The sequence below is a fragment of the Mesorhizobium sp. DxT genome (assembly GCF_058448885.1).
In genome coordinates this window covers 1-22,103 of sequence record NZ_JBZFLJ010000021.1, presented here as the reverse complement: position 1 = coordinate 22,103, position 22,103 = coordinate 1, and the positions used below count along the sequence as shown (strand labels likewise).

Sequence of the window (22,103 nt, the reverse complement as noted above, 5' to 3'; positions counted from 1 at the left end):
CTCGAGCGCCTCGCCAACGGCTGGCCTGACAGCCGTATCGACGACCTCATGCCCTGGAACTACCAGCCCTGAACGGCTTCGGCTGCTCGCTTACGGATTACCTACCGAAAATCGCGCGTCTTTACCTTGATCTCATCAATGTGGCCGTGTGGATCGAACATATCCCGCGGCTTCGGGATGCCTCGCGGATCTGGTGCCGGCGATCCGCGGTGAAATTCATCGCCGCGTCCATGAGGAAGCGGGAACGCGTTTTCTCCTGATCCGACGCTGGCGAGTTCCGCCGACAAATCGATCAGTTCGTGCGCTACGATATGCACGACTTCGCCTTCACGCTGGACCCTGCCCTTCACACTTATCATCCCAGAGCCCAGCACGACGCGACGAAATTTCTCGAAGACCTTTGTCCAGACCACGAGGTTGGCAACGGCGGTCTCGTCTTCGAGTGTGATAAACATGACGCCCTTTGCCGATCCGGGACGCTGTCGCACCAAAACGAGACCAGCCACGTGGACCCAGCAACGGTCGGCACTGGCAACTGCCTTGGCACAGGTGATGATGCGGCGGCCGGCCAGTTCCGCGCGCAGAAATGAAATCGGATGCGCGCGCAACGTCAGTCCGAGATGGCCGTAGTCCTCAACCACCTCCCTTCCCGACGTCATTTGTCGCAGCGAGACAGCGGGCTCGGATTGTTCGGGAACGATACCGGCTTCGCGCATAGCTGCCGCGGCAAAGAGCGGCAACGGTTCATCTCGCAGAGCCTTGATAGCCCAGAGCGCCTCCCGCCGGGCGAGGCCGAGCCCTGCCCGGAAGGCATCGGCTTCGGCGAGCTCGACCAGAGCGGCAACAGGAATGCCGGCCCGGCGCCAGAGGTCGTCGACCGACCGATAGGGTTGATCTTCCCGGCAGGAGATCAGTCGCGCAGCTTCAGCATTGCCTAGGCCCTTGACCATGCGCAGGCCAAGTCGGACGGCAAAGCGGCCATCGTCGCCGGTCGCCTCGAGCGTGCAATCCCAGTGGGACGCATTGATGCAGACGGGCCGGACCTCGACGCCATGTTCCCGCGCGTCGCGCACGATCTGGGCCGGCGCGTAGAACCCCATGGGCTGTGCATTGAGCAATGCGCAGCAGAACGCGTCAGGATGCCAGCATTTCATCCAACTGCTCGCATAGGCAATGAGGGCGAAGCTCGCCGCGTGGCTTTCCGGAAAGCCATATGAGCCAAATCCTTCGAGCTGCTTGAATGTGCGCTCGGCGAAATCGCGGTCGTAGCCGTTCGCAACCATGCCGGAGACGAGTTTCTCACCGAATTTCGAGACGCCGCCTGTGTGCTTGAAAGTCGCCATGGCGCGTCGAAGCTGGTCGGCTTCGCCGGCGGTAAAGCCGGCGCATTCGATCGCGACCCGCATCGCCTGCTCCTGGAAAAGTGGAACCCCCAATGTTTTTCCGAGCACTGCTTCCAGCTCCGGCTTGGGATAGGTCACGTCCTCCTTGCCTTCGCGCCGGCGAAGGTAGGGATGGACCATGTCGCCCTGGATCGGCCCGGGGCGGACGATCGCGACCTCGATGACGAGATCGTAGAATGTGCGCGGCTTGATGCGCGGCAGCATCGCCATCTGCGCACGGGATTCGATCTGGAACGTGCCGAGCGTGTCGGCTTTGCGGATCATCGCATAGGTGCGGGGATCCTCGGCCGGAATGGTGGCGAGGTCGAGCCGGATATCCTTGTGCTGGGCGAGGAGATCGAAAGCGCGGCGCATGCACGACAGCATGCCCAGGGCCAGAACATCGACCTTCATGAACTTTAGAACATCGATGTCGTCCTTATCCCACTCGATCACCTGGCGGTCTTCCATCGCCGCCGGTTCGATCGGCACCAACTCGTCCAGCCTGTCGCGCGTCAGGACGAAACCGCCCGGATGCTGGGACAGATGACGGGGCGTGCCGACGAGCTGGTGCGAAAGCTCAAGCGCCAGGCGCAGGCGGCGGTCCCCCGTGTTGAGGTTGAGACCTTCGGCGTGTTTCTGCTCCACGCCTTCCGACCACCCCCAGACCTGCGATGAAAGCGTTTTGGTCAAATCCTCGGGCAGACCGAGAGCCTTGCCGACATCGCGCAACGCACCCTTCGCCCGGTAGCGGATGACGGTTGAACAGAGCGCGGCGCGGTCGCGGCCATAGGTCTCGTAGACCCATTGGATGACTTCCTCCCTCCTCTCGTGTTCGAAGTCGACATCGATGTCGGGTGGCTCACGGCGTTCTTCCGATACGAAGCGTTCGAAGAGAAGATCATTCCGGTCCGGGTCGACCGAGGTGACACCGAGTACGAAGCAGACCGCCGAATTGGCGGCCGATCCCCTGCCCTGACATAGAATCCCTTTCGAGCGGGCGAAACGCACGATGGCATTCACGGTCAGGAAATAGGGCGCATATTCCAGCTTTTCGATTAGCCGAAGCTCATGATTGAGATTGCCGCGCACCTTGTCGGGCAGGCCTTCGGGATAACGCTCGGCCGCACCCTCCCAGGTCAGTTTTTCGAGCGCCTGCTGTGGTGTCAGGTCCGGCAAGAGCTTTTCCTCGGGGTACTGATAGGCAAGCTCGTCGAGCGCGAATGTGCAGCGCTCCATGATCTCGACCGTTCGGCCGAGCGCCTCCGGATAGCGCGCGAACAGCCGGTGCATTTCTTCAGGGGGTTTGAGGTATCGATCGGCAAAGCGCTCGCGGCGGTGCCCGAGTTCGTCGATCGTGACATTGTGCCGGATGGCGGTCACGACGTCCTGCATCATCTGACGATCCGGCTCGTGGAACAGAACGTCGTTGGTGACAACCGGAGGTACGCGGGCGGCGGCCGCCAGGTTCGACAGGTCCCAGAGACGGAGCTGATCGTTCGGCCGGCGACGCAAAGTGAGCGCCATGTAGGCCCGGTCGCTGAACGCCTCGCGAAGGCGCCGAAGCTGTTGAGCGCATGTTTCGTCGGCCGCGTCCGGCACCAGTATGGCGAGGAGCCCGTCGCAATAGGCTACCAGATCCTGCCATTCGAGATTGCACTGACCCTTGCCCGCGCGTTTTTTGCCGAGCGAGAGAAGGCGAGACAGTCGCGCATAAGCGGGGCGGTCGGTCGGATAGACCAGCACCGACATGCCGTCAGCGAGATCGAGACGGCAACCGACGACGAGACGAATGCCGGTGGTCCGGGCCGCTTCATAGGCCCGCACGATCCCGGCAAGCGAATTGCGGTCGACGATGCCGAGCGCCTCGATCCCCATCACGGCCGCTTGCGCGAACAGTTCGTCGCAACTGCTTGCTCCCCGCAGAAAAGAGAAATGCGAGGTTACCTGCAATTCGGCATAGCGCGACCCGGTCATCCGAAGATTCCATGCAGGAACCAGCGTTGCGAACCGCTGTTTTCATGCTCGCCATCACCGGAACGGAATAGCCAGTAGCGTTCGCCGGTTTCATCCTCGACGAGGAAGTAATCGCGCACCGCGGTCATTTCAGCATCGCGCTTCCACCATTCGCCACGGACGCGCTCGGGGCCGTCGGCCCGCTGCACGCGACGGCGCACCCCGCGCCAGCTGAACCACACCGGCGGATGATCGGGAAGCAATGCCATAGTCTCGATCGGTTCGGGACGCGACAGAAGCCGCGGCGGCCGTGGCCAGTCTCCGTCCCAAGTCGCGCCGGTCTCTGGCGCGAGCGGCGGCACACGCGCCACCGAGCGCTCAGGGACGTCGCTTTGTACCGGCACGAAACGGCAGAGCCGGTTCTCGCCGATGCGGTTGGCGAGTACGTCGATAAGGTCAGAAACATCCGGCTCCGGCGCCTGCACGAGCGATGTGATCGTCTGTCTCTGTCCGAGCGGCTCGGCCTCGATGGCGACCAGCACCATGCCTTCAATGCCGAAGCCGGGGTCGACGGTCTCGATCTTGTCGCAGAGCAGCCGGGTGAGACGTTTCTGATCCCGTACCGGTTGGGCGGTGCCGACGCGGATGAACTGAAGCGCGTTGTCGACGCGATAAAACAGCAGATCGAGCCGCCGTGCGCCAAGGCCGCGCTTCTCGAGCTCAAGGCAAAGCGCCTCGACCAGCCGGCCAGTATAGCGGGCGATTGTCTCGGCAGCGCCGATCGGCTCGCCAAAGACGCGGCGCACCTCGACCAATTCGGGCGAGCGAACGGGGTCGACGGGCTCGGCCAGGACACCCAGCGCCTGATCGAGCCGCCGTCCAAGCTCGGGTCCGAAGCGCAAGGTTATCGGGGCGCGGGGCTGATCCAGAATGTCGCCGATCCGCTCGAAGCCGAGCGTTCTGAGACCGGCAATGGTCTCACCTTCCAAACGAAGGGCAGCTAGCGGCAGCGGCCGCAGCATCGCTTCACTCTGCCCTTGTGGAATGACCAGCACCTCTCCTTTCAGGAACCGCGCCGCGGCGTGGGCGGCGCCCCAGCTGTCGGCGATCGCCGCCCGCGCCTCGACCCCAGAGGACGCGAAGCGCCGAACGAGGGAGGCGAGCATGGCCGCCTCGCCGCCATGCAGATGATCGGCGCCCGTGGTATCGATCACCAAACCGTCTGGCGGATCGACCATGACCACTGGCGATATACGTTGCAGAACCCAAAGCGCCAGCTTGTCGAGACCTTCGGCATCGGCGACCGGATCGGCGTCGATGACGATGAGGCCGGGCACAAGGGCCTGGGCCTTCGTGACGGCCATGCCGACACGGACGCCACGTGCCTGCGCATTGGCGTCGATGGCGGTGATCAGCCGTCGTCGGCCGGAGCGGCCGACAAGGACAAGCGGCGCCTCAGGCGGAGGCGACGCGTCGCCAGACTTCCTTCTGAGGCGGTCTGTCGGCCACCTTGGAAGGAAGAGCGATACGACCCTGTGCATCGCAGGCCTCCACTTCGAAATCTGCACTTTCCCCGGCCTTGGCCCGGATCAGCTCAACCAGCCAGCGGGCGCGACCGAGCCCCGGGACGGGCAATGGGGCGGAGGGTAGGACGGATACGCGCCAGCGCGTGGCGCTGGCTGTGGGCTGACCGAAATCGCCGGCCTCCGTCTGCCGGCGCCATCTGCGCATGGCGAGGCCGATGGTCCGCGACGATTCCGCGGCGAGTTGCAGGCGCCGCGATGCAGTCATCGACAGATGCGCGGTTTCGGCGATCACAGCGCCGAGACCGCCGTGTCGCAAGCCTTCCTCGAAACAGGCGAGAAGCGCCTTCTCGTCACCTGTCTCGACATGGATCACGCGGTCTGGCGCCAAGCCCGCCTGCGCGATAGCGGGAGCGAAAAGGTCGGCGCGTGTGACGATCCACAACACCTTGCCGCGGGTTCGCGCAGCAATTCCGGTAACGAATAAAGCCGCCGCCGCACCGTCGACGGCCCCATTGCCGCCGCCGGCGATTTCATGCAGTGCCCCCAATGCCAACCCTCCCCCTGGAAGCCTCCGATCGATGTCGGCGAGACCGAACGGCAGAACTTCGCGCAGGCGGCCTGCACCCCCTTCCAGGTGCGCGATACGCTCCTGAAGCTGGGCGATGACAGGGTTTGCCGCGCGATCGGGCATCGTCAATCCAGGTCTCCTGAGGGCTTTCCAACGCACGGAGGCGCTGTTATGTTCATTATTTGTTCCGTTTCGGAAAATGAGTCAATCGGCTCTTGGTGGAGTTTTCGGGACGGGGTGGGGAAGCGACGGCAAGCATCAGCGCAGCACTCAGCGATTGTCGTTGTAACTGAAGGTGATAGGGGCGAGACGGCATGAATGCGGCGCATCTGGAAAAACTGAACGACGGTCAGCGTGCCGCGGTCGTCCACGGCATCGGCCTCCCTGACGGCCGGGTCGGAGGGCCGTTGCTGATCATTGCCGGTGCTGGATCGGGAAAGACCAACACGCTCGCACATCGCGTTGCCCAACTCATCATCGCCGGCGCCGATCCGCGGCGCATCCTGCTGATGACGTTCTCGCGTCGGGCCGCGAGCGAAATGGCTAAACGGGTGGCACGAATTTGTGCCAGGGTGCTCGGTGACAAGGCCGGCGTTCTGACCGACGCGCTCACCTGGTCCGGCACATTCCACGGCATCGGCGCTCGAATCTTACGTGAATATGCGGTCGAGCTCGGCCTGGATCCGCAATTCACCATCCATGATCGGGAGGATTCGGCGGATCTGATGAACCTGGTTCGTCACGATCTCGGATTCTCCAAGATGCAGAACCGGTTTCCAACCAAGGGAACGTGCCTTTCAATCTATTCGCGCGCCGTCAATGCCGAGGCATCGCTCGAAGACGTACTGCGCGCCAGTTATCCATGGTGTGCGGCCTGGGGGAAGGAACTGCGCGAGCTCTTTGCGGGCTATGTCGGGGCAAAGCAGATCCAGAACGTGCTCGATTATGATGATTTGCTGCTCTACTGGGCCCAGACCATGGGCGATGTCACATTGGCTGGCGAGATCGGCGGCAGGTGGGATCATGTTCTGGTCGACGAATATCAGGACACCAACCGCCTTCAGGCGACGATCCTCACGGGATTGAAGCCAGCGGGACGCGGCCTTACCGTCGTCGGCGACGACGCACAGGCGATCTATTCCTTCCGCGCGGCCACGGTCCGGAATATCCTCGATTTCCCAAAGGCGTTCTCGCCAGCGGCTGAGGTCATCACCCTCGACCGCAACTACCGCTCCACCCAGTCAATCCTTGCCGCCGCCAATGGCGTGATTGGTCTCGCAAAAGAGCGTTTCACCAAGAACCTGTGGACCGATCGGCCGTCAAACGAGCGGCCGAGACTGATCACCGTGCGAGACGAAGCCGACCAGGCAAAGTTCGTGGCTGAAGAGATCCTGGCTAACCGGGAGAGCGGTATGCGGCTGAAGGACCAGGCGGTGCTATTCCGAGCCAGCCACCATAGCGGGCCGCTGGAGGTGGAACTCACGCGGCGCAACATCCCCTTCGTCAAGTTTGGCGGGCTCAAGTTCCTCGACAGCGCCCACGTGAAGGACATGCTCGCGGCACTGCGCTTTGCGCAGAACATTCGCGATCGGGTGGCTGGCTTCCGGCTGTTGCAGCTTCTGCCCGGCGTCGGACCGGCGACGGCGCAAAACGCGCTTGATGCGATCGCGGAGAGCGCCGATCCGATAGAGACGCTCGCCCGCCTCCCCTGCCCTGCCCGCGCGCAAAGTGAGTGGCCGGGCTTCGTGGACCTCATCGCAGGTTTGCGTTCCCGCACCTCCGGCTGGCCCGCCGAGATCGGGCAGGTCCGGGCCTGGTACGAACCTCATCTTGAGCGGATCCATGAAGATTTCGAGATGCGCCGCGCCGACCTGCTCCAGCTCGAGGACATCGCTGCCGGCTATCCTGGCCGCGAACGGTTTCTCACCGAAATTACACTCGATCCTCCGGATGCCACTTCAGGGCAGGCCGGCGTGCCGCTGCTCGACGAGGATTATCTGATACTGTCGACGATTCACTCGGCTAAGGGCCAGGAATGGGGTGCGGTTTTCGTTCTCAATACAGTTGATGGCTGCATCCCTTCCGATCTGGGTGTGGGGACGTCCGACGATATAGAGGAAGAGCGGCGGCTGCTTTACGTTGCAATGACAAGAGCAAAGGACAGCCTTAACCTGGTCGTTCCACAACGCTTCTTTACCCATGGCCAGTCCTCAACAGGGGACCGCCACGTCTACGCCTCCCGTACAAGGTTCATACCCGCCCATCTCGTCGATCTGTTCGAGCGACGCGCGTGGCCCGCGGTCCCATCCGGCTCAAACTCCAGTATCGGGCCGAGGAAAGTACGTCTGGATGTTGGTGCTCGGATGCGAGGTATGTGGCGTTGATTGGAACGGTAGCCCGGTAACCGTGTTTGCGGTGAGACGGTCTGCGGCCGGCGTCCGCAGCGTCTCCCAGCCTTCGATTGGCGAGCCTGATGCTAAGATGATGTCACGGCCATCTCGAAGGTAGATCCGCGCCCACCACGCTACCAGGTTACAGTCGTTTCCTCCTCGGGCAGTCCGGCGTTGCAGTCGATCCATTTGAGCCGACCTTCAACTCCATAGTGCGATTGAGGAACGAAACTGTCCGGTTGATCGACGGTACCTACGAGCAATCGAATGCGACTGTCGTCGTCATATTGGAGATAGAGCGGTGAGCCACAGGTGGGACAAAACCCGCGCGTGGCAATTGGTGAGGACCTGTAGCTAGCCGGCACACGACTCCATTCCACAACTTTGCTTTCGACTCTGACGAGTACGGCAAAAGGCCCGCCAGTGGCGCGGCGGCACATGCTGCAATGGCAATAGCCAACATGCGAAGGTTTGCCGTTCACCGTGTAGCGGCAAGAGCCGCACAGGCAGCCTCCGCTCCATGACTCTGGCTGCATTGGTTCAACTCCAGATTTGAGGCGCACGGTTCAAACGCGCCAGCCGTCGAGAATTTCCTCAACCGTCGCCAATTCGACTTGTTCGCTGAACCGGCTGCGATAGACCCGCATAAGCGCGTCATGGGTTTCATCGGCGGAGCTACAGATGGCGTCGGCTACGAGCACGACGCGGTATCCGCGATCGACGGCCCCAAGTACGGTGGCGAGTACACACACATCGGTTTCGCCGCCTGTGATTACGATGGCGTCCGTCTCTGAACCACCCAAGAGACGGTCGAGTTTACCTTCGCTCCAGGGGGAATAGACGCGTTTATCGAACACCCGAGCCGGTGGAATGAAACGGGCTAGGTTCGGAACGATTTCCACCAAAGCCGGGTCAATCTTTTCAAGCGTCACCTCAGCCCAACGGCGGTAGTAGCGCGACCAGCTGCCGGGCGCCTCCTCGGCTCGTTTGACCGGAATGAAACGCGTAAAGATTGTCGATGCAGGGTGTGCTTCTGTCAGCGCTTCAATAACGGGCACGACACGTTCCATCCATGGCACTGCCCATGGTGCCCCCGGCTCGAACAGGCGCTGCATATCCACGCAAAGATGGATGCAGTTCCTGCCGAGTGGTCCATGAATGAGGCCCTGCGCGCTCATCGCGTTCTCACGGCTTCAGAGCTTTACCGCCTCTTCCCGCGCCCAAACGCGAAGTTTTCGGCAGGCTGAGACGAAGGCGGCGGCTTCTTTGGCGGCGGAAAGCGGAATCAGGCCTTCATCCGCACTGTCCACCGGTACGGCCGCTTTGGAAAAAAGCGCAGCGGCGGCATCCGTATAGCCAATGAATTTCAGGTGGGCGAAGGCATCGGCCACAAAGTCTCGAGCGGCGGCTTCCCCAGCCAACCGTTCGGCGCCGGCTTCCGACACGATAATCGCGACCGCATCGAACAACACGGACGGACCACCGTCGATCATGTGATCTGCCTCAACAATGCTCCCGTCGGATGTCTCCACGCCGCCGATACGCGGCGCGACGATTTCCATTGTCGCGCCCTCTTTCTTGAGCGCTGTCGAAAGACCCTTGATGAGTTTTGTATCGGCTCCATCGCTGACTAGAACGCCGACCTTGCGACCGGCAAAGCTTCCCGGCCCGTTCTTGATGATGCTCAACGCGTCTGAGGCGGGCAGGTCGCTGCGAGGTGAGACCGCAGCCTTTGCGGGCTCGGGCAGCTTGCGCATACCCAGTTTCTCGGCGACAGATTCCGCCAGTCCCTCATCAATGTTCAGGAGGTGGGAGACCATCCGCTCGCGGATAACAGGGGTCTCCACCATTGAGAGTTCAAAGGTGAGCGCCATGACGATGTGTTTCTGCTCGTGAACAGTCTGGCTGATGAAAAATTGACGTGCCTGGCTGTAATGATCGGCAAAGCTTTCGGCCCGCAGTCGGACCTTGGGTCCTTGGACGTCGTCGGCGAATGAGCGAAAACCGCGCTGCGGGCTTTCGCGCGGACCTTCCCCCCACGAGTTCGGTTGGTAATTGGCGCGGCCGCTCGGATTGCGCATCGCCATGTGTCCGTCCTGCTGAAAGTGATGGAACGGGCATTTGGGGGCGTTAATCGGCAGATGGGTGAAGTTGGTCGAGCCCAAGCGCTTCAGTTGCGTGTCGAGATAGGAGAAATTCCGGCCCTGTAGCAACGGGTCGTCCGAGAAGTCGATGCCGGGCGGAACATTCTGGGTCATGAAAGCGACCTGTTCCGTGTCAGCGAAGAAATTGTCGGGCATGCGATCGAGCACAAGACGACCCACAGGTACCGGCTCGATGAGCTCCTCGGGAATCAGCTTTGTAGGATCGAGAACATCAAACTCGAAGCTGTCGGCAAAATCCTGATCGAACAGTTGGACGCACAATTCCCACTCCGGGAAGTCTCCGGCTTGAATTGCGTCCCATAAGTCACGCCGATGAAAGTCCGGATCGGCGCCGTTTATCTTCACCGCCTCATTCCAGACGACGGATTGCAGGCCCTGTTTGGGTTTCCAGAGAAACTTGACGAAGGTGGATTCGTCCTTGTCATTGAGGAACCGGAAGGTGTGAACCCCGAACCCTTCCATAAACCGGAAAGAACGCGGGATCGCGCGGTCGGACATGACCCACATGATCATGTGCATCGATTCCGGGGTCAGCGAGATAAAGTCCCAGAAATTGTCATGCGCCGATTGCGCTTGAGGGAACGCGCGGTCGGGCTCTGGCTTCACGGAATGGATTACATCCGGAAACTTGATCGCGTCCTGGATGAAGAAGACCGGGATATTGTTGCCGACGATATCCCAGTTGCCTTCCTGGGTGTAGAGCTTGACGGCGAAGCCTCGCACGTCTCGCGCCAGGTCGAATGAACCTTTGGACCCAGCCACCGTCGAGAAGCGGACGAAAGCCGGCGTTTTTTCTCCCGCGCGCTGGAAGATATCCGCTCGCGTGTATTTCTTGAGTGACTCATAGGTCTCGAAATAGCCGTGAGCGCCGTAACCACGGGCATGGACCACGCGCTCGGGGATGCGCTCGTGGTCAAAATGAAAGATTTTCTCGCGGAAGTGAAAATCTTCGATCAGACTTGGACCGCGCTCTCCAAATTTGAGGGTGTTCTGATCGTCCGACACCGGCGCGCCCTGCGCGGTTGTCAGTATCGGTGTGTCGCCTTCTGCAGTCTGATGAAGCTCGCCGCCATGTCCGCGCACGAGTGATTGGTCATGGATCGTGACCGCGTGAGGTTTTTGGCTGGATCGGGCTGAGTTCTTGGCCATGGTGACTGGCTCCTGCTAGCTGGCGAATACCGCCTTGACGTCCTGGACATAGAGCGAAAAGGCCCGGGAGCGATCCCGGGCCTCTCGAACTTCTGATCAGGCAGCCTTTGCGCGCTGATTGGCGGAGGCATCCGCCAACTTGGTGAGGTCGGCGTCGGTCTTGGATTCCTCCTGCAATGTCTGATCAAGCAATTTTGCCGCATCAGCCATGCCCAATTCGGTTGCCCAGCGCTTGAGCGTCCCGTACCGGGTGATCTCGTAGTGCTCGACGGCCTGGGCCGCAGAGATCAGTCCCGCGTCAAGGGCATCGGTGTCCTTGAATTCTTCCATGATCTCTTCGCCCTCGGCGACGATGCCCTCGATGGCATCGCATGTCTTTCCGCGGGGCTGCTTTCCGAGAATCTCGAACACCTGCTGGAGGCGTTCAACGTGACCTTCCGTTTCCTCGCGATGCTTCTCGAAGGCGGCTTTCAGATCGTCAGACTTCGCGGCGCGCTTCATCTTCGGCAGTGCCTTCAGGATTTTGCGTTCGGCGTAGTAGATGTCCTTTAGGGTATCGTGGAACAGGTCTTCGAGCGTTTTTTCCTTGGCCATTTTCGTCCCTTTCACAGAATGTGTGGATAGGCGGTAGCTCCTGCGAGCTTGATTGACCGGTGATAAACAACGGACATGGCATACTGTTCCCTGCGCTCAGAGAACTTTGTTGCGATGGAGAGACGGAGCGACCCGCGCCGATGAGGCCGGCTTTGCCTGAGCATCTTCGTTGGCGACGTTCCCTCCGGGCCGCGATGCGCCCGCTCCTGCTCGATGAAGACGGGCGCCGAACGCTCCGGCCATCATAGTTACCGCGTTCAAGCAGGCTGCAGTTCGAACTAGATGTTAGGCGGCGAAATCGCTGCTTGTGCCGAGAGACCCGTAGTCAGAAAAAACGACGGCTGAGATACGGTGAGCCGGCGAGGCCAAACCGCCAGGGGTTGGTGGTTGCGCGCGTGATGCCGACACGAGGACCACAAATGACGTCCAGATGAGGACGGGCGGCGCTCAGGCCGAATGGGCTTTCGAACAGGGACGCCCCATCGTGGGTGCGATCGATCGCCAAGGCCTGACAAAGCCGACCGGGCCCCGATGCAAGCAATCGCATGGAATCGACGGAGCGCCTCGCCTTCATGACATCGACCCCGCAGATCGGCTCTATCGCCCTCAACAACACCGCGCTTCCGGCACGGCAAACGGCGTTCAAACACCAGTGAAATCCATACGAGCGATACACGTACGCCCTACCTGGAGGACCGAACATCGTTGCATTTCGCGCCGTTCTGCCGCGATGACTGTGAGAGGCCGGATCGTCCGGCGTGTAAGCCTCGGTCTCGATGATCCAGCCACCCACTCCTGCGACCAGTAACTCAACGCCAATCAGCTCGCGGGCGACCTCTACTGCATCGCGCTCAAAAAACGCATGATTCAGTCCCGCTTGCGTCTTTATTTGATCGCTCATTTTTCTCGCGCTGAGCCTCGAACAGAAGGATCATCGACGTGCGCCTCGGACTCTATGGAGGCATTGACCACCAGCGTTTCTGCGTTTCCGCTCGCCGGACTAACTCCAGCATTCCCACCAGCACCTTAGCTGAATTCAGAAATGGGTTTCGACGGGGCAGGATAATTTCGGAAGCTTTGCGAGGGAACGTCAAGGTCGATCTTCCGTTAGTCGGATAGACCGACACGGAGCCCAGCTATGTCCCGCGGAGACAAATCGAAAATTACCGACAAGCTGGAGCGCAAGACAGACCATGTTGCGGAAGGCTATCAGATGAAAAGCCTTCCGGACAACAAAGGCGGTAAACGCGTTTGGTCGACCGACCGAGGGAGGCGGCCAAAAGCCCGGATCGGGTGCGGCTAATTTGACAGGCGCTCCTGCCCCTCGCATGGGCGTCCCGCTCACACGCAACGCGCAAGCCGGGGAGCGACAATTATGATCAGCAAGCGGAAATTGACTGCCATCGCCTTCAACTGTTCGCTGAAACGTTCGGACGCGGAAGAAGAAAGTTCCACCGATAGGATTATCGCGGATCTGTTTTCCGCCTTCGAACGACATGGCGTCGAAGGAAGCGTTGAGCGCGTGGCGGACTACAATATCCTTCCCGGCGTGACTTCCGACGAAGGCAAGGGTGACGAGTGGCCGCTGCTGCGCGAGAAGATTGTTGCGGCCGACATCGTCATCCTTGGCACACCGATTTGGCTCGGCCAGCCCTCCAGTATTGCCAAGCGGATACTGGAGAGGATGGATGCGTTCCTTTCCGAGACGGACGAGGCCGGACATATGCCGGCGTCTGGAAAGGTGGCGGTCGTCGCCGTTGTCGGCAATGAAGACGGCGCGCATCACTGTCATGCAGCAATGTTTCAAGCCCTGAACGACGTAGGTTTCACCATCCCGGCCAATGCAGGCGTTTACTGGGTTGGTGAGGCCATGGGTGACGTGGATTATGTCGACCTGAAGCAGACACCGGACAATGTCGTCGCGGCGATCAACACCGCCGCCTCGAACGCCGCGCACTTGGCGTTTGCCCTGAAATCAGCGGCTTATTCTGCCGTAGAATGAGCAGAGCAATCGTTCGACTACTGGGAACGAAACACGCGCGAACCATCCATCGTGGCGAAGGAATTCGGTTATGAGAACGCGACTTCGAATTAACGGCGAGAGCCATGAGGTGGAGGCTGATACACGCACAACGCTGCTCGATGCGCTTCGTAATGACGTCGGTCTCACCGGCACGAAGAAGGGCTGCGACCATGGGCAATGCGGCGCTTGCACCGTACTGGCGGATGGTCGCCGGATCAATTCATGTCTTACGCTCGCCTGTATGCACGACGGCGAGGAAATCGTTACGATTGAAGGTTTGGGCGAGCCAGGCAGGCTTTCGGCTCTCCAGCGCGCCTTCATACATCATGACGGATTTCAGTGCGGCTATTGCACGCCCGGCCAGATCTGCTCCGCGACAGCAATGCTTGGGGAGATCGAGGCGGGTTGGCCAAGCAGCGTGACCGCCGACGTTGCGGGGCGACCGAACCTGACGGCGCAGGAGATTTCAGAACGCATGAGCGGCAACCTCTGCCGTTGCTCGGCCTATCCCAACATCATCGAAGCGATCATGGATGTAGCGAAGGCAAAACGCTGATGAACCCGTTTGTTTATGCACGAGCGTCATCGCTTGAAGAAGCCGCCAGGCTGGGTCTCGACAAAGGAACCTTTGTGGCTGGCGGCACCAATCTTCTCGATCTGATGAAGCTGGAGGTCGTTGCGCCCGAACGACTTATCGACGTTAGCCGGCTGGAATTCGGTGGGATCGAGGAACGCCTTGACGGCGGACTCAGGATCGGGGCCATGGTGCGCAACAGCGATCTGGCTGCTGATGGGTTGGTTCGGGAACGGTACCCGGTTTTGGCAAAGGCCTTGCTGGCGGGTGCAAGCGGACAGATCCGCAACATGGCCTCCACGGGCGGCAATCTGCTCCAGCGCACGAGATGCTATTATTTCTACGACACCGCAATGCCTTGCAATAAGCGTGCGCCCGGAAGCGGCTGCCAAGCCATCGGAGGCATCAACCGATCCCACGCGATCTTTGGGGGTAGCGAGCACTGCATAGCCACGCACCCAAGCGACATGGCCGTTGCGCTCCGGGCGCTCGATGCCGAAGTCGAGATTGAGGGGGCCGATGGCGCGCGGCGTGTTGTCGAACTCAAAAGCTTCTATCGCCTTCCGGAAGACACTCCTCATATCGAGACGGTGCTTGAACCCGGCGAACTCATTACAGCCGTCTTGCTGCCGCCGCCTGCTGCGTCGCAGCAAGCCTACCGAAAGGTACGCGATCGAGCTTCTTATGCTTTCGCGCTCGTGTCTGTGGCAGGCATCGTGAGGTTGGAGGATGGCCTTATAGAGACCGCTGCATTTGCCTTTGGGGGCGTCGCACCGCAACCGTGGCGAGACGACACCTTCGAGCAGTTTCTCATGGGCAATAAACCGGATCCCGATCTGTTCGCGCGCGCAACAGACGCGCTGGTGATGCACGCCGCTCCCACGAAGAGCAATGCGTTCAAGGTACCGCTGCTCCAGCGCACCACCCAGGCAGTCCTTTCTGAACTCACAGGAGTTTGACGAATGGCGGCTCATCACAAGATGGACGACCGTGTCGGCCGTGACAGGTTGGAAGAGATGACCCAGGGTGTTATCGGCGAGCCGCTGGACCGCCCTGAGGGAGAACTCAAGGTTTCGGGCCGCGCGACCTATGCGATGGACCGTCTGCCTGCCGGTTGTCGCCATGGCGTGCTCGTGCGTTCGACCGCCGCCAAAGGCAGGCTACGTGCGCTTGATGTCGATAGCGTCAACAGGCTGCCGGGCATCCGTGCCGTGATTACCGATGACCGCTTTATCAAGAATCCTGCCCAGGGCATGGCCGGAAAGGCACCCGCACAGGACACGCGCGAGATATTGTTCTTCGCGCAGCCGGTTGCGCTGGTCGTCGCCGACACATTCGAGCAGGCCCGCCATGGGGCGCAAATTCTGAGGCAGGAGGTAGAAGGGGCCGGGGACGCGCCGGTCAGCCTTGACGATCCGAAGGCCCGGCTTGATACGCCGAGCAATAAGCAATCCTCGAGCGGTGACATTGACGCGGCGATGCGCGCATCACCGTTCACGATTGATGCAACCTATACGACGCCCGGACATGTAAGCGCGGCGATGGAGCCTCATGCCTCGGTCGCTATGTGGGAGGGCGAAAGGCTGACGTTACACGCGAGCTACCAGATGCTGCGATATAATCGCGCCGAACTCGCTGACGCTCTCGGGATTGAAGAGGACAACGTTCACTTGCTAGCGCCCTATGTTGGAGGAGGGTTTGGCTCCAAGCTTGGCATTGCCCCTGAAGCTGTTGCAGCAGCAATCGCCTCCAAGGAACTCGGAACTCCGGTTGCTGTTGCGATGACGCGGCAGAATGAGTTTGAGATGGTTTTGCGGCGGTCAGATACCAGGCAACGCATTCGTCTGGCTGCCGACGAAACGAGCCGATTGGTAGGGATAGGTCACGACGCGCTGGTGACCAATCTTCCCGGCGAAAAGTTCTCCGAGCCGGTAACGCAGGCGACGCCGTTTCTCTATTGCGGTGACAACCGCGTCATTGGGCATAAGATCGCACGGATACATCGTACGCCATCGGGGTCGGTTCGTGCGCCGGGTGAGGCAGTAGGCGTGACGGCCCTGGAGATTGCGATTGACGAGCTTGCCGCTGCCTGCGGCATCGATCCTGTCGAGTTGCGACGGCGCAACATCCCCGATCAGGACCCGTCCAAAGAAATCCCGTTCTCCTCGCACATGCTGGCCAAGGCCCTTGAGACTGGCGCAGCACGGTTCGGTTGGTCGAAACGCAACGCATCGCCAGGCGGAGTGCGCGAGGGTGAATGGCTGATCGGTCTCGGCATGGCTTCTGCTGCGCGCGTCAACATGTTGATAGAATCGAAAGCGAGCGTGACGCTGACCAAACAGGGGCGTGCGACCATTGAGACCGATATGACGGATATCGGGACCGGCACATACGCCATTCTCGGACAGGTTGCAGCGGAGATGCTGGGGTTGCCGGTGACGGACGTTGAAACGAGGCTCGGCGACACCGATTTACCACCGGCCTCGGGCTCCGGTGGTTCATTCGGGGCTGCCTCCAACGGAACCGCTGTGTTCCTCGCATGCGAGGAAATCCGCCAACAGCTTTGCACCAAGCTCGACTGCAACGCTGACGATCTGATGCTAAAGGATCGTCACGCGGTCGTGGGCAATCGCCGAATTCCCGTTGTCGATATTCTGAACGGAGAAGACATCCGCGGTGAAGGCCATGTTGAGCCGGGCGAGGCTGAGGACAAGGTCAGGCAGGCCACTTATGGCAGCTATTTCGCGGAGGTGGCCGTGAACTCGGTGACCGCAGAAGTGCGGGTGCGCCGTATGCTCGGGGTATTCGCCGCCGGACGCATTTTGAACGCCAAGACCGCCCGCTCACAATGTCTGGGAGGAATGACCTTTGGAATTGGGATGGCATTAACGGAGGAACTTTTGCACGATCCTCGAGATGGCCATATCGTCAATCGCGATTTTGCTGAATACCATTTGCCGGTGAATGCGGACGTTCCTCAGATTGAGGTTGAACTGCTTGAGGAGCGGGACGCATGGGCGAACCCCTTGCAAGCAAAGGGTATTGGCGAACTCGGCATCTGCGGCGCAGCCGCGGCTATTTTGAACGCTATATATAACGCTACAGGAGTCCGCATTCGCGACCTGCCGGCGACGGTAGAAAAGGTTCTCCAAGGCCTTACTTGACCCAAGTATGGCGACTAAAAACCAGTCGTCGCCCTGCAAAAATTCGCAAGGGCCCTTTAGTTATCGACTGTCGCCGTGAGCACGTCCAAGTCCGATGGACTGAGCTTCAATTCATAGCGATAAAGAGCTCCAGATCCGTGTATGCCCTCAGCGCAGATCGTAATCACCGAAATTCCATCGCGCTTCGCAACGTCTTCTTCCCTCAGAGCACGATCATAGATCTTCTTCCGATTGCCCACGCGTTTAGCCGGGCCTACTTCAACCAGCATCCCCACCTCCGCCCTCGTTCCCAAGCCTTCAGTAACATATTATTGCGGGATCCTGAATATAGCCGCGCTCTACTGCTTGACAGGGCCGACAGCGTGGTGAGGTGGCTGTATTCTCTTTCTTGGAACCGGGGCGCGCATGCCCGCACTTCACTGTTCGAACATCGCCAGGCCCATTCCCGGTGAACGCAGGATATCTAGCGAACCTCAACGACAAGCATTCACTGCCCAAGTGTCGTCCTTGTGTTGCGTATCCACGATAGCAGGCGCGTCAACTGTATCCCCCTGATCGAGAATTGGACGCGCCTCCAATCCAGATTTACGACACAGCGGTGCTCAAGAAATGCCACGGCGGGATGGTGGACGCGTCTGTCAGCGGGCACCCGCCGAGAGTTCTTTTCGAACAGCCAAGTCGCCGTCTAGAAATTCCGGCTCCGCCTCAGCCCCTACAGCGTCGAAGTAGCGGCTTAAAAAGTTGCGAAACGAGGCGGCTAGAGCGATATCGGCTATATTCAGATCCGAAAGCCCTACGGCACGGAGCGCCTCAATGTCTGCTTGACCTATGCGAGAGGCGTCGACCGTGATCTGCTCGGCATAGGCCAGCATGGCGACCTGTTGGTCCGTCAGTCCGGCGTTTCTATAGTCTCGATGCACGGCGAGCGCTTGTTCCCGTCCGATCATGCCGGACAGCGTCTTGAAGTAGACTTGGGAACAGTAGCTGGAAGGCACATATTTGGCCGCCACCAGGGTGATGAGCCGGAAGTTGAGCAGTCCAAGAGAAAAACCGTCTCTCAACTGCTGCAACAAGTGCTCGATCGGTACCAGCATGTCAGGCCTAGCTGACCAGCACTGCGTTGCCTGCATCACCCTTCCCATTGACGCCAACTCATTGGCATAGATTGCCGCCACTGCGCCCTCAGCCTGTTCTGGTTCTATGGTTTGTATGAACATCATCACCTCCCGTACTGACACTGCCGCATTCTCGAACGGAAGCGTTGACATGGGAAGAGCATCCTAAAGGCCGCATTGTCAGCTCGAAGCTACTTCACTCCTTGGTCGCACGATCAGAAATTCCTGCCCGAAGGTGACCTAGCACGCGACTTGTCTTTCGACGGGGTGCGACGGAGGCCTGGTCAGGACTCTGACCAAAGGCTCGATATTGGAGCGGCGAAAAGGTTGTCACCAAAAGGGACGATCTGGTCCCCGTCGTAAAGGACCACGCCCTGCGTGAACCTGCTGTGCAAAGACTCTGAGAGCTTGCGCAATCCCTTGAAATCTCCGGACGACACCGATGCGGCGGCCTTGATCTCGATCCCGGAGATATTCCCGTCTGATGCCTCGAGAACGATGTCTACTTCAACCCCTTCCCGATCTCGGAAGTGAAAGACCGAGGGTTGCTGCTCGCTCCAGCCGATGATCTTGCGCACCTCGCTATGGACGAACGCTTCGAGCACGGTGCCGAAGGCGCTACGGTCGCGCCGGACGTTATCGGGTGAGATGCCCCGCATCGCCGCAAGCAACCCGGAATCCAGAAAGTGCAGCTTGGGCGATTTCGTCAGTCGTTTGAGCTTATTGGTGAACCAAGGCTGGACCGTATCGATGATGAACAGGCTTTCAAAGATGCGAAGATATTTCTGCGTGGTAACATGGTTGAGGCCGGCCGCAGAGCCGATCGAAGAGTAGTTCACGAGCTGGCCGGAATGCTCGGCGATCATGCGAAGCAAGCGCGGCATTACAGCTATCTGTTCGACTTGGGCGATATCCTTTATGTCGCGCTGCACGATCGCATCGATGTAACTGGTATACCACCCCTGACGTCGTGACCATCGGTTCCGAGAAAAGGCCTCAGGATACCCGCCGCGGAGTACCACCTCAACGAGATCATCTCCGAGAATGCAGTTGCCCACCGTGGGCTTACGTCCGGAAAGCAGGTTGTCGACGAAAGCCGATCGTCGCCCGAGGATTTCGGATTGAGCCAGCGGCAGAAGGGAAATGGTCTCCATTCGGCCGGCGAGGGAGTCGGCTACCTTAGGGATTGTCATCAGGTTGGCGGAGCCGGTAAGCAAAAACCGACCAGGCCGCGTGTCGCGATCCACCTCGACCTTGATTGGCAACAGTAGCTCCGGAGCGCGCTGTACCTCGTCGATAACGGCGCGATCGATGCCACGAAGGAAGCCGACCGGATCGGCGCGGGCCGCATCGAGCGTAGTTGGGTCATCGAGGGTGAAGAACTGCATACCCTTCCCGGAAACCTCCTTGGCCAAGGTGGTCTTGCCTGACTGCCTGGGGCCGGAGATGAGGACCACGCGCGTATCCTCGAGTGCTTCCTCGATCCGTACCTTTACATAGCGGGTAAACATGAGAGGCGACTCATCCGCATGCCGGGTTTTCCTGACTGAATGAAAGCTATGAAGCCGCGAATTGAAAGTCAACGCTCCGCGAATTGAAAGATGAGTAGCCGCAAATGGAAGGATTTATGCCCGCGGATTGAAATGGCGATACCGCAATCCGATGATTGCCCCCGCCTCCACGTTTTTGGTTAGAGGCTGGGCTATGGGCGGACGAACTCAAATGTTGAACGGTGGAATGCAGGCTGCGTGCTTCTTTTGCCGTTTGCATCGCCTGCATCTTTAACAATTGTCAGCCCATCATCTCATCGGTTCCAGATCCACCGGGTTTTCGCTCAGGATCAGGCGGCGAAGCCGTCCCAGCATGTTGGTGCTATTGGTCACGTCGATGCTTGCGGTTTCCAGGATCGTGGCGTGTCCGGTAATCGTATAACGCCCGTGAACCGTATCTTGGCGCAGAGGCCAGATGGTGGGGATAGAGCAGCGTCAGGCGCGGCGCGTCATAGAGTTGGGCATAGGCCATCATCTGATAGACATCGGCCTGCGGCACGCCCTGCTTGGGATCATCGATCGGAAAAGCCGCGCAGGCGCAGTCGGTCCATCAATTCCGTCCATTCCGCAAAACCGGCGAGATCAACGATCAGGTCGACACCGTCAGTCGCTCTGCGCCGTCGTGCAGCCGCCGACAAATACCAGACGTTCACGAAGCTCCTCGCCCAGCGCTACGGCGACAATCTTGAGCATTGCCTTCAACTGACCGTGGACCGTCATCCCAATCGTTCCGTTAATAGGTCGGCGGCCAGATTGGCCTCTTGTTGATTGCCGAGCCGGACGGCGTCGATGAGGGCCAGATAGGCATAGAGACGTTCGTCCTTCTCGGCAGCCTCCGGCACGCACTTGAAGAGCGGCTCGACGGATTGACCCATCTCCTGACCACGGGCATAGGGCCATACGCTGATGAGACTGCCGGCGCTGCGCAGAGATTCTTGAAGTTCGGGAGCGGCAAACGCTGTCGGCAGTCCGCGCTGCATGGCACCCGGCTTCGCAGGAAAGACGAACTTCAGTCCGTGGACTATGAATTCGCGCAATTGTCGCAGGTTCGGCTTGGGTGGTCCGGTCTTCCTGTCCTTGATTGCGATGCCCGATGCAACACTGCGCTCGATCGAAGCGCTGACTTACGTCTTGCTGATCCCGACCGCCGCTTCGAGGCTGCGGACGGAATATGGATCTTCTCCGGCCGCAAGCCTATTGCGTGGCGGTTGCTGACCGATATTTTGTTCGTCGTCCTCCAAGCTCGCCAGTTTGAGCAAGACGACCACATGCTGGCTCTTCATCATCGCTATCGCGCCTGTCCTTTGTCCTCGGCCTGAGGACGCTTAAGCACGGAGGACGTCGCACGGCCAACAGATGCGCCCAGATGTGGTCATCCGACCAGAACGACCCGTCAGTATTCTCGAGCGTCCGGAGATCCCGTTTATCTCGAAACTCGTCACGGGCCTGAAGGCCGCACCGGCGACTTCGGCGCCGTAGTGATTGAATTTTATGATTTCTCCCATGCAGCACTCACAAACATCGCCAAGCGATAGAAGCGACCCGCGGCAAGGTCACAGCGGGCAACCAACTAAAGGCATTTTCTATTCCGACGGAATCTGGCGATCTGACTTATGTCGCTTGCCGCTATCTAGGCCGGCGCAGTCGGGCGGCCGCCGAGGCCATCGGCCAAAAGCACAGAAGCGCGATCGCTGGTCTGTCATTGTGGACAGCATCGCAACCAACGCGCGGTGGACGCGCTGCTTCCCCGAGCAGCGAAGTGGAAGGAAGATGCGAAGCTAGCCGAACACTCGCGCCAGGTTGATGAAATCTCCAAAACTCGTATGCAACCGCGGACCGTCCCATCACGACGCGGCCTAAGAGCCCGTCTCGAAAGGGTTGAGTAGCTGGCGCGGTCGTGATTCCGAATTGGGTGTCGAAGCCTATTCGGAGAGACCTGATGTGGAC

The 22,103-nt window shown here is 60.0% G+C and carries 18 protein-coding genes; 6 read left to right on the top strand and 12 right to left on the bottom strand.

Features of this window, described 5'->3' with window-relative positions; all coding sequences use genetic code 11:
- Nucleotides 1-101: 101 nt before the first annotated feature.
- Genes ACVJNE_RS23940 through ACVJNE_RS23930 form a run of 3 tightly spaced genes read right to left on the bottom strand, consistent with a single transcriptional unit; the run spans nucleotide 102 to nucleotide 5,555 of the window.
- Nucleotides 102-3,359, bottom strand: a complete 3,258-nt coding sequence (locus ACVJNE_RS23940) for an error-prone DNA polymerase (protein WP_499569237.1) — start codon at nucleotides 3,357-3,359, stop codon at nucleotides 102-104.
- Nucleotides 3,356-4,879 carry a Y-family DNA polymerase gene (locus ACVJNE_RS23935; RefSeq protein ID WP_499569236.1) on the bottom strand — a complete coding sequence of 508 codons (1,524 nt, stop codon included), beginning with the start codon at nucleotides 4,877-4,879 and terminating at the stop codon, nucleotides 3,356-3,358. The genes ACVJNE_RS23940 and ACVJNE_RS23935 overlap by 4 nt, the downstream gene beginning before the upstream one ends.
- A complete protein-coding gene (locus ACVJNE_RS23930; protein WP_499569239.1) occupies nucleotides 4,794-5,555 on the bottom strand; it encodes an ImuA family protein in 762 nt (253 codons plus the stop codon). The genes ACVJNE_RS23935 and ACVJNE_RS23930 overlap by 86 nt, the downstream gene beginning before the upstream one ends.
- A 191-nt stretch (nucleotides 5,556-5,746) precedes the next feature.
- On the opposite strand from ACVJNE_RS23930, the gene ACVJNE_RS23925 reads away from it, so the two are divergent.
- The gene (locus ACVJNE_RS23925) at nucleotides 5,747-7,816 is read left to right on the top strand and encodes an ATP-dependent helicase (protein WP_499569235.1); all 2,070 of its coding nucleotides are present in this window, start codon (nucleotides 5,747-5,749) and stop codon (nucleotides 7,814-7,816) included.
- A 140-nt stretch (nucleotides 7,817-7,956) separates the two neighbouring features.
- Here ACVJNE_RS23925 and ACVJNE_RS23920 read toward each other — a convergent pair whose 3' ends face one another.
- The 5 genes from ACVJNE_RS23920 to ACVJNE_RS23900 form a co-directional block, all read right to left on the bottom strand.
- Complete coding sequence (locus tag ACVJNE_RS23920) at nucleotides 7,957-8,358, bottom strand: GFA family protein (protein ID WP_499569234.1); 402 nt, start codon at nucleotides 8,356-8,358, stop codon at nucleotides 7,957-7,959.
- A gap of 30 nt (nucleotides 8,359-8,388) precedes the next feature.
- On the bottom strand, nucleotides 8,389-9,000 hold the full coding sequence (locus tag ACVJNE_RS23915) for a cysteine hydrolase family protein (RefSeq protein WP_499569233.1): 612 nt from the start codon (nucleotides 8,998-9,000) through the stop codon (nucleotides 8,389-8,391).
- A gap of 15 nt (nucleotides 9,001-9,015) precedes the next feature.
- Nucleotides 9,016-11,136: a catalase gene (gene katE / locus ACVJNE_RS23910; RefSeq protein ID WP_499569232.1), complete on the bottom strand. Its 2,121-nt coding sequence runs from the start codon at nucleotides 11,134-11,136 to the stop codon at nucleotides 9,016-9,018.
- A gap of 96 nt (nucleotides 11,137-11,232) precedes the next feature.
- Nucleotides 11,233-11,730 carry a YciE/YciF ferroxidase family protein gene (locus tag ACVJNE_RS23905; protein ID WP_368804715.1) on the bottom strand — a complete coding sequence of 166 codons (498 nt, stop codon included), beginning with the start codon at nucleotides 11,728-11,730 and terminating at the stop codon, nucleotides 11,233-11,235.
- 325 nt (nucleotides 11,731-12,055) lie between these two features.
- Complete coding sequence (locus tag ACVJNE_RS23900) at nucleotides 12,056-12,631, bottom strand: DNA-3-methyladenine glycosylase (protein WP_499569231.1); 576 nt, start codon at nucleotides 12,629-12,631, stop codon at nucleotides 12,056-12,058.
- Between the two features lie 474 nt (nucleotides 12,632-13,105).
- Between ACVJNE_RS23900 and ACVJNE_RS23895 the strand changes: the two genes are divergently transcribed.
- From ACVJNE_RS23895 to ACVJNE_RS23880, 4 genes are all read left to right on the top strand, one after another.
- Nucleotides 13,106-13,732: a flavodoxin family protein gene (locus ACVJNE_RS23895; protein ID WP_499569230.1), complete on the top strand. Its 627-nt coding sequence runs from the start codon at nucleotides 13,106-13,108 to the stop codon at nucleotides 13,730-13,732.
- 70 nt (nucleotides 13,733-13,802) lie between these two features.
- Nucleotides 13,803-14,309, top strand: a complete 507-nt coding sequence (locus tag ACVJNE_RS23890) for a 2Fe-2S iron-sulfur cluster-binding protein (protein ID WP_499569229.1) — start codon at nucleotides 13,803-13,805, stop codon at nucleotides 14,307-14,309.
- Nucleotides 14,309-15,286 carry an FAD binding domain-containing protein gene (locus tag ACVJNE_RS23885; RefSeq protein ID WP_499569228.1) on the top strand — a complete coding sequence of 326 codons (978 nt, stop codon included), beginning with the start codon at nucleotides 14,309-14,311 and terminating at the stop codon, nucleotides 15,284-15,286. The genes ACVJNE_RS23890 and ACVJNE_RS23885 overlap by 1 nt, the downstream gene beginning before the upstream one ends.
- A gap of 3 nt (nucleotides 15,287-15,289) precedes the next feature.
- Entirely contained in the window at nucleotides 15,290-17,491 is a 2,202-nt protein-coding gene (locus ACVJNE_RS23880; protein WP_499569227.1) for a xanthine dehydrogenase family protein molybdopterin-binding subunit, read from the top strand.
- A gap of 638 nt (nucleotides 17,492-18,129) precedes the next feature.
- Here ACVJNE_RS23880 and ACVJNE_RS23875 read toward each other — a convergent pair.
- The 4 genes from ACVJNE_RS23875 to ACVJNE_RS23860 all read right to left on the bottom strand — a co-directional run bounded on the left by ACVJNE_RS23875 (nucleotide 18,130) and on the right by ACVJNE_RS23860 (nucleotide 21,136).
- Entirely contained in the window at nucleotides 18,130-18,759 is a 630-nt protein-coding gene (locus tag ACVJNE_RS23875; RefSeq protein ID WP_499569226.1) for a carboxymuconolactone decarboxylase family protein, read from the bottom strand.
- A gap of 131 nt (nucleotides 18,760-18,890) precedes the next feature.
- Nucleotides 18,891-20,117, bottom strand: coding sequence for an ATP-binding protein (locus tag ACVJNE_RS23870; RefSeq protein WP_499569225.1), 1,227 nt, complete (start codon nucleotides 20,115-20,117; stop codon nucleotides 18,891-18,893).
- Nucleotides 20,118-20,478: 361 nt separating this feature from the next.
- A complete protein-coding gene (locus tag ACVJNE_RS23865; RefSeq protein ID WP_499569238.1) occupies nucleotides 20,479-20,628 on the bottom strand; it encodes a hypothetical protein in 150 nt (49 codons plus the stop codon).
- Between the two features lie 244 nt (nucleotides 20,629-20,872).
- On the bottom strand, nucleotides 20,873-21,136 hold the full coding sequence (locus ACVJNE_RS23860; protein WP_499569224.1) for a hypothetical protein: 264 nt from the start codon (nucleotides 21,134-21,136) through the stop codon (nucleotides 20,873-20,875).
- Between the two features lie 36 nt (nucleotides 21,137-21,172).
- On the opposite strand from ACVJNE_RS23860, the gene ACVJNE_RS23855 reads away from it, so the two are divergent.
- Nucleotides 21,173-21,475 carry a hypothetical protein gene (locus tag ACVJNE_RS23855; protein ID WP_499569223.1) on the top strand — a complete coding sequence of 101 codons (303 nt, stop codon included), beginning with the start codon at nucleotides 21,173-21,175 and terminating at the stop codon, nucleotides 21,473-21,475.
- Nucleotides 21,476-22,103 lie beyond the last annotated feature (628 nt).

Coding starts and splice junctions, on each gene's coding strand:
- ACVJNE_RS23940 (WP_499569237.1), bottom strand. CDS start 3,359: ATGACCGGGTCGCGCTATGCCGAATTGCAGGTAACCTCGCATTTCTCT.
- ACVJNE_RS23935 (WP_499569236.1), bottom strand. CDS start 4,879: ATGCACAGGGTCGTATCGCTCTTCCTTCCAAGGTGGCCGACAGACCGC.
- ACVJNE_RS23930 (WP_499569239.1), bottom strand. CDS start 5,555: ATGCCCGATCGCGCGGCAAACCCTGTCATCGCCCAGCTTCAGGAGCGT.
- ACVJNE_RS23925 (WP_499569235.1), top strand. CDS start 5,747: ATGAATGCGGCGCATCTGGAAAAACTGAACGACGGTCAGCGTGCCGCG.
- ACVJNE_RS23920 (WP_499569234.1), bottom strand. CDS start 8,358: ATGCAGCCAGAGTCATGGAGCGGAGGCTGCCTGTGCGGCTCTTGCCGC.
- ACVJNE_RS23915 (WP_499569233.1), bottom strand. CDS start 9,000: ATGAGCGCGCAGGGCCTCATTCATGGACCACTCGGCAGGAACTGCATC.
- katE (WP_499569232.1), bottom strand. CDS start 11,136: ATGGCCAAGAACTCAGCCCGATCCAGCCAAAAACCTCACGCGGTCACG.
- ACVJNE_RS23905 (WP_368804715.1), bottom strand. CDS start 11,730: ATGGCCAAGGAAAAAACGCTCGAAGACCTGTTCCACGATACCCTAAAG.
- ACVJNE_RS23900 (WP_499569231.1), bottom strand. CDS start 12,631: ATGAGCGATCAAATAAAGACGCAAGCGGGACTGAATCATGCGTTTTTT.
- ACVJNE_RS23895 (WP_499569230.1), top strand. CDS start 13,106: ATGATCAGCAAGCGGAAATTGACTGCCATCGCCTTCAACTGTTCGCTG.
- ACVJNE_RS23890 (WP_499569229.1), top strand. CDS start 13,803: ATGAGAACGCGACTTCGAATTAACGGCGAGAGCCATGAGGTGGAGGCT.
- ACVJNE_RS23885 (WP_499569228.1), top strand. CDS start 14,309: ATGAACCCGTTTGTTTATGCACGAGCGTCATCGCTTGAAGAAGCCGCC.
- ACVJNE_RS23880 (WP_499569227.1), top strand. CDS start 15,290: ATGGCGGCTCATCACAAGATGGACGACCGTGTCGGCCGTGACAGGTTG.
- ACVJNE_RS23875 (WP_499569226.1), bottom strand. CDS start 18,759: ATGTCAACGCTTCCGTTCGAGAATGCGGCAGTGTCAGTACGGGAGGTG.
- ACVJNE_RS23870 (WP_499569225.1), bottom strand. CDS start 20,117: ATGTTTACCCGCTATGTAAAGGTACGGATCGAGGAAGCACTCGAGGAT.
- ACVJNE_RS23865 (WP_499569238.1), bottom strand. CDS start 20,628: ATGGCCTATGCCCAACTCTATGACGCGCCGCGCCTGACGCTGCTCTAT.
- ACVJNE_RS23860 (WP_499569224.1), bottom strand. CDS start 21,136: ATGCAGCGCGGACTGCCGACAGCGTTTGCCGCTCCCGAACTTCAAGAA.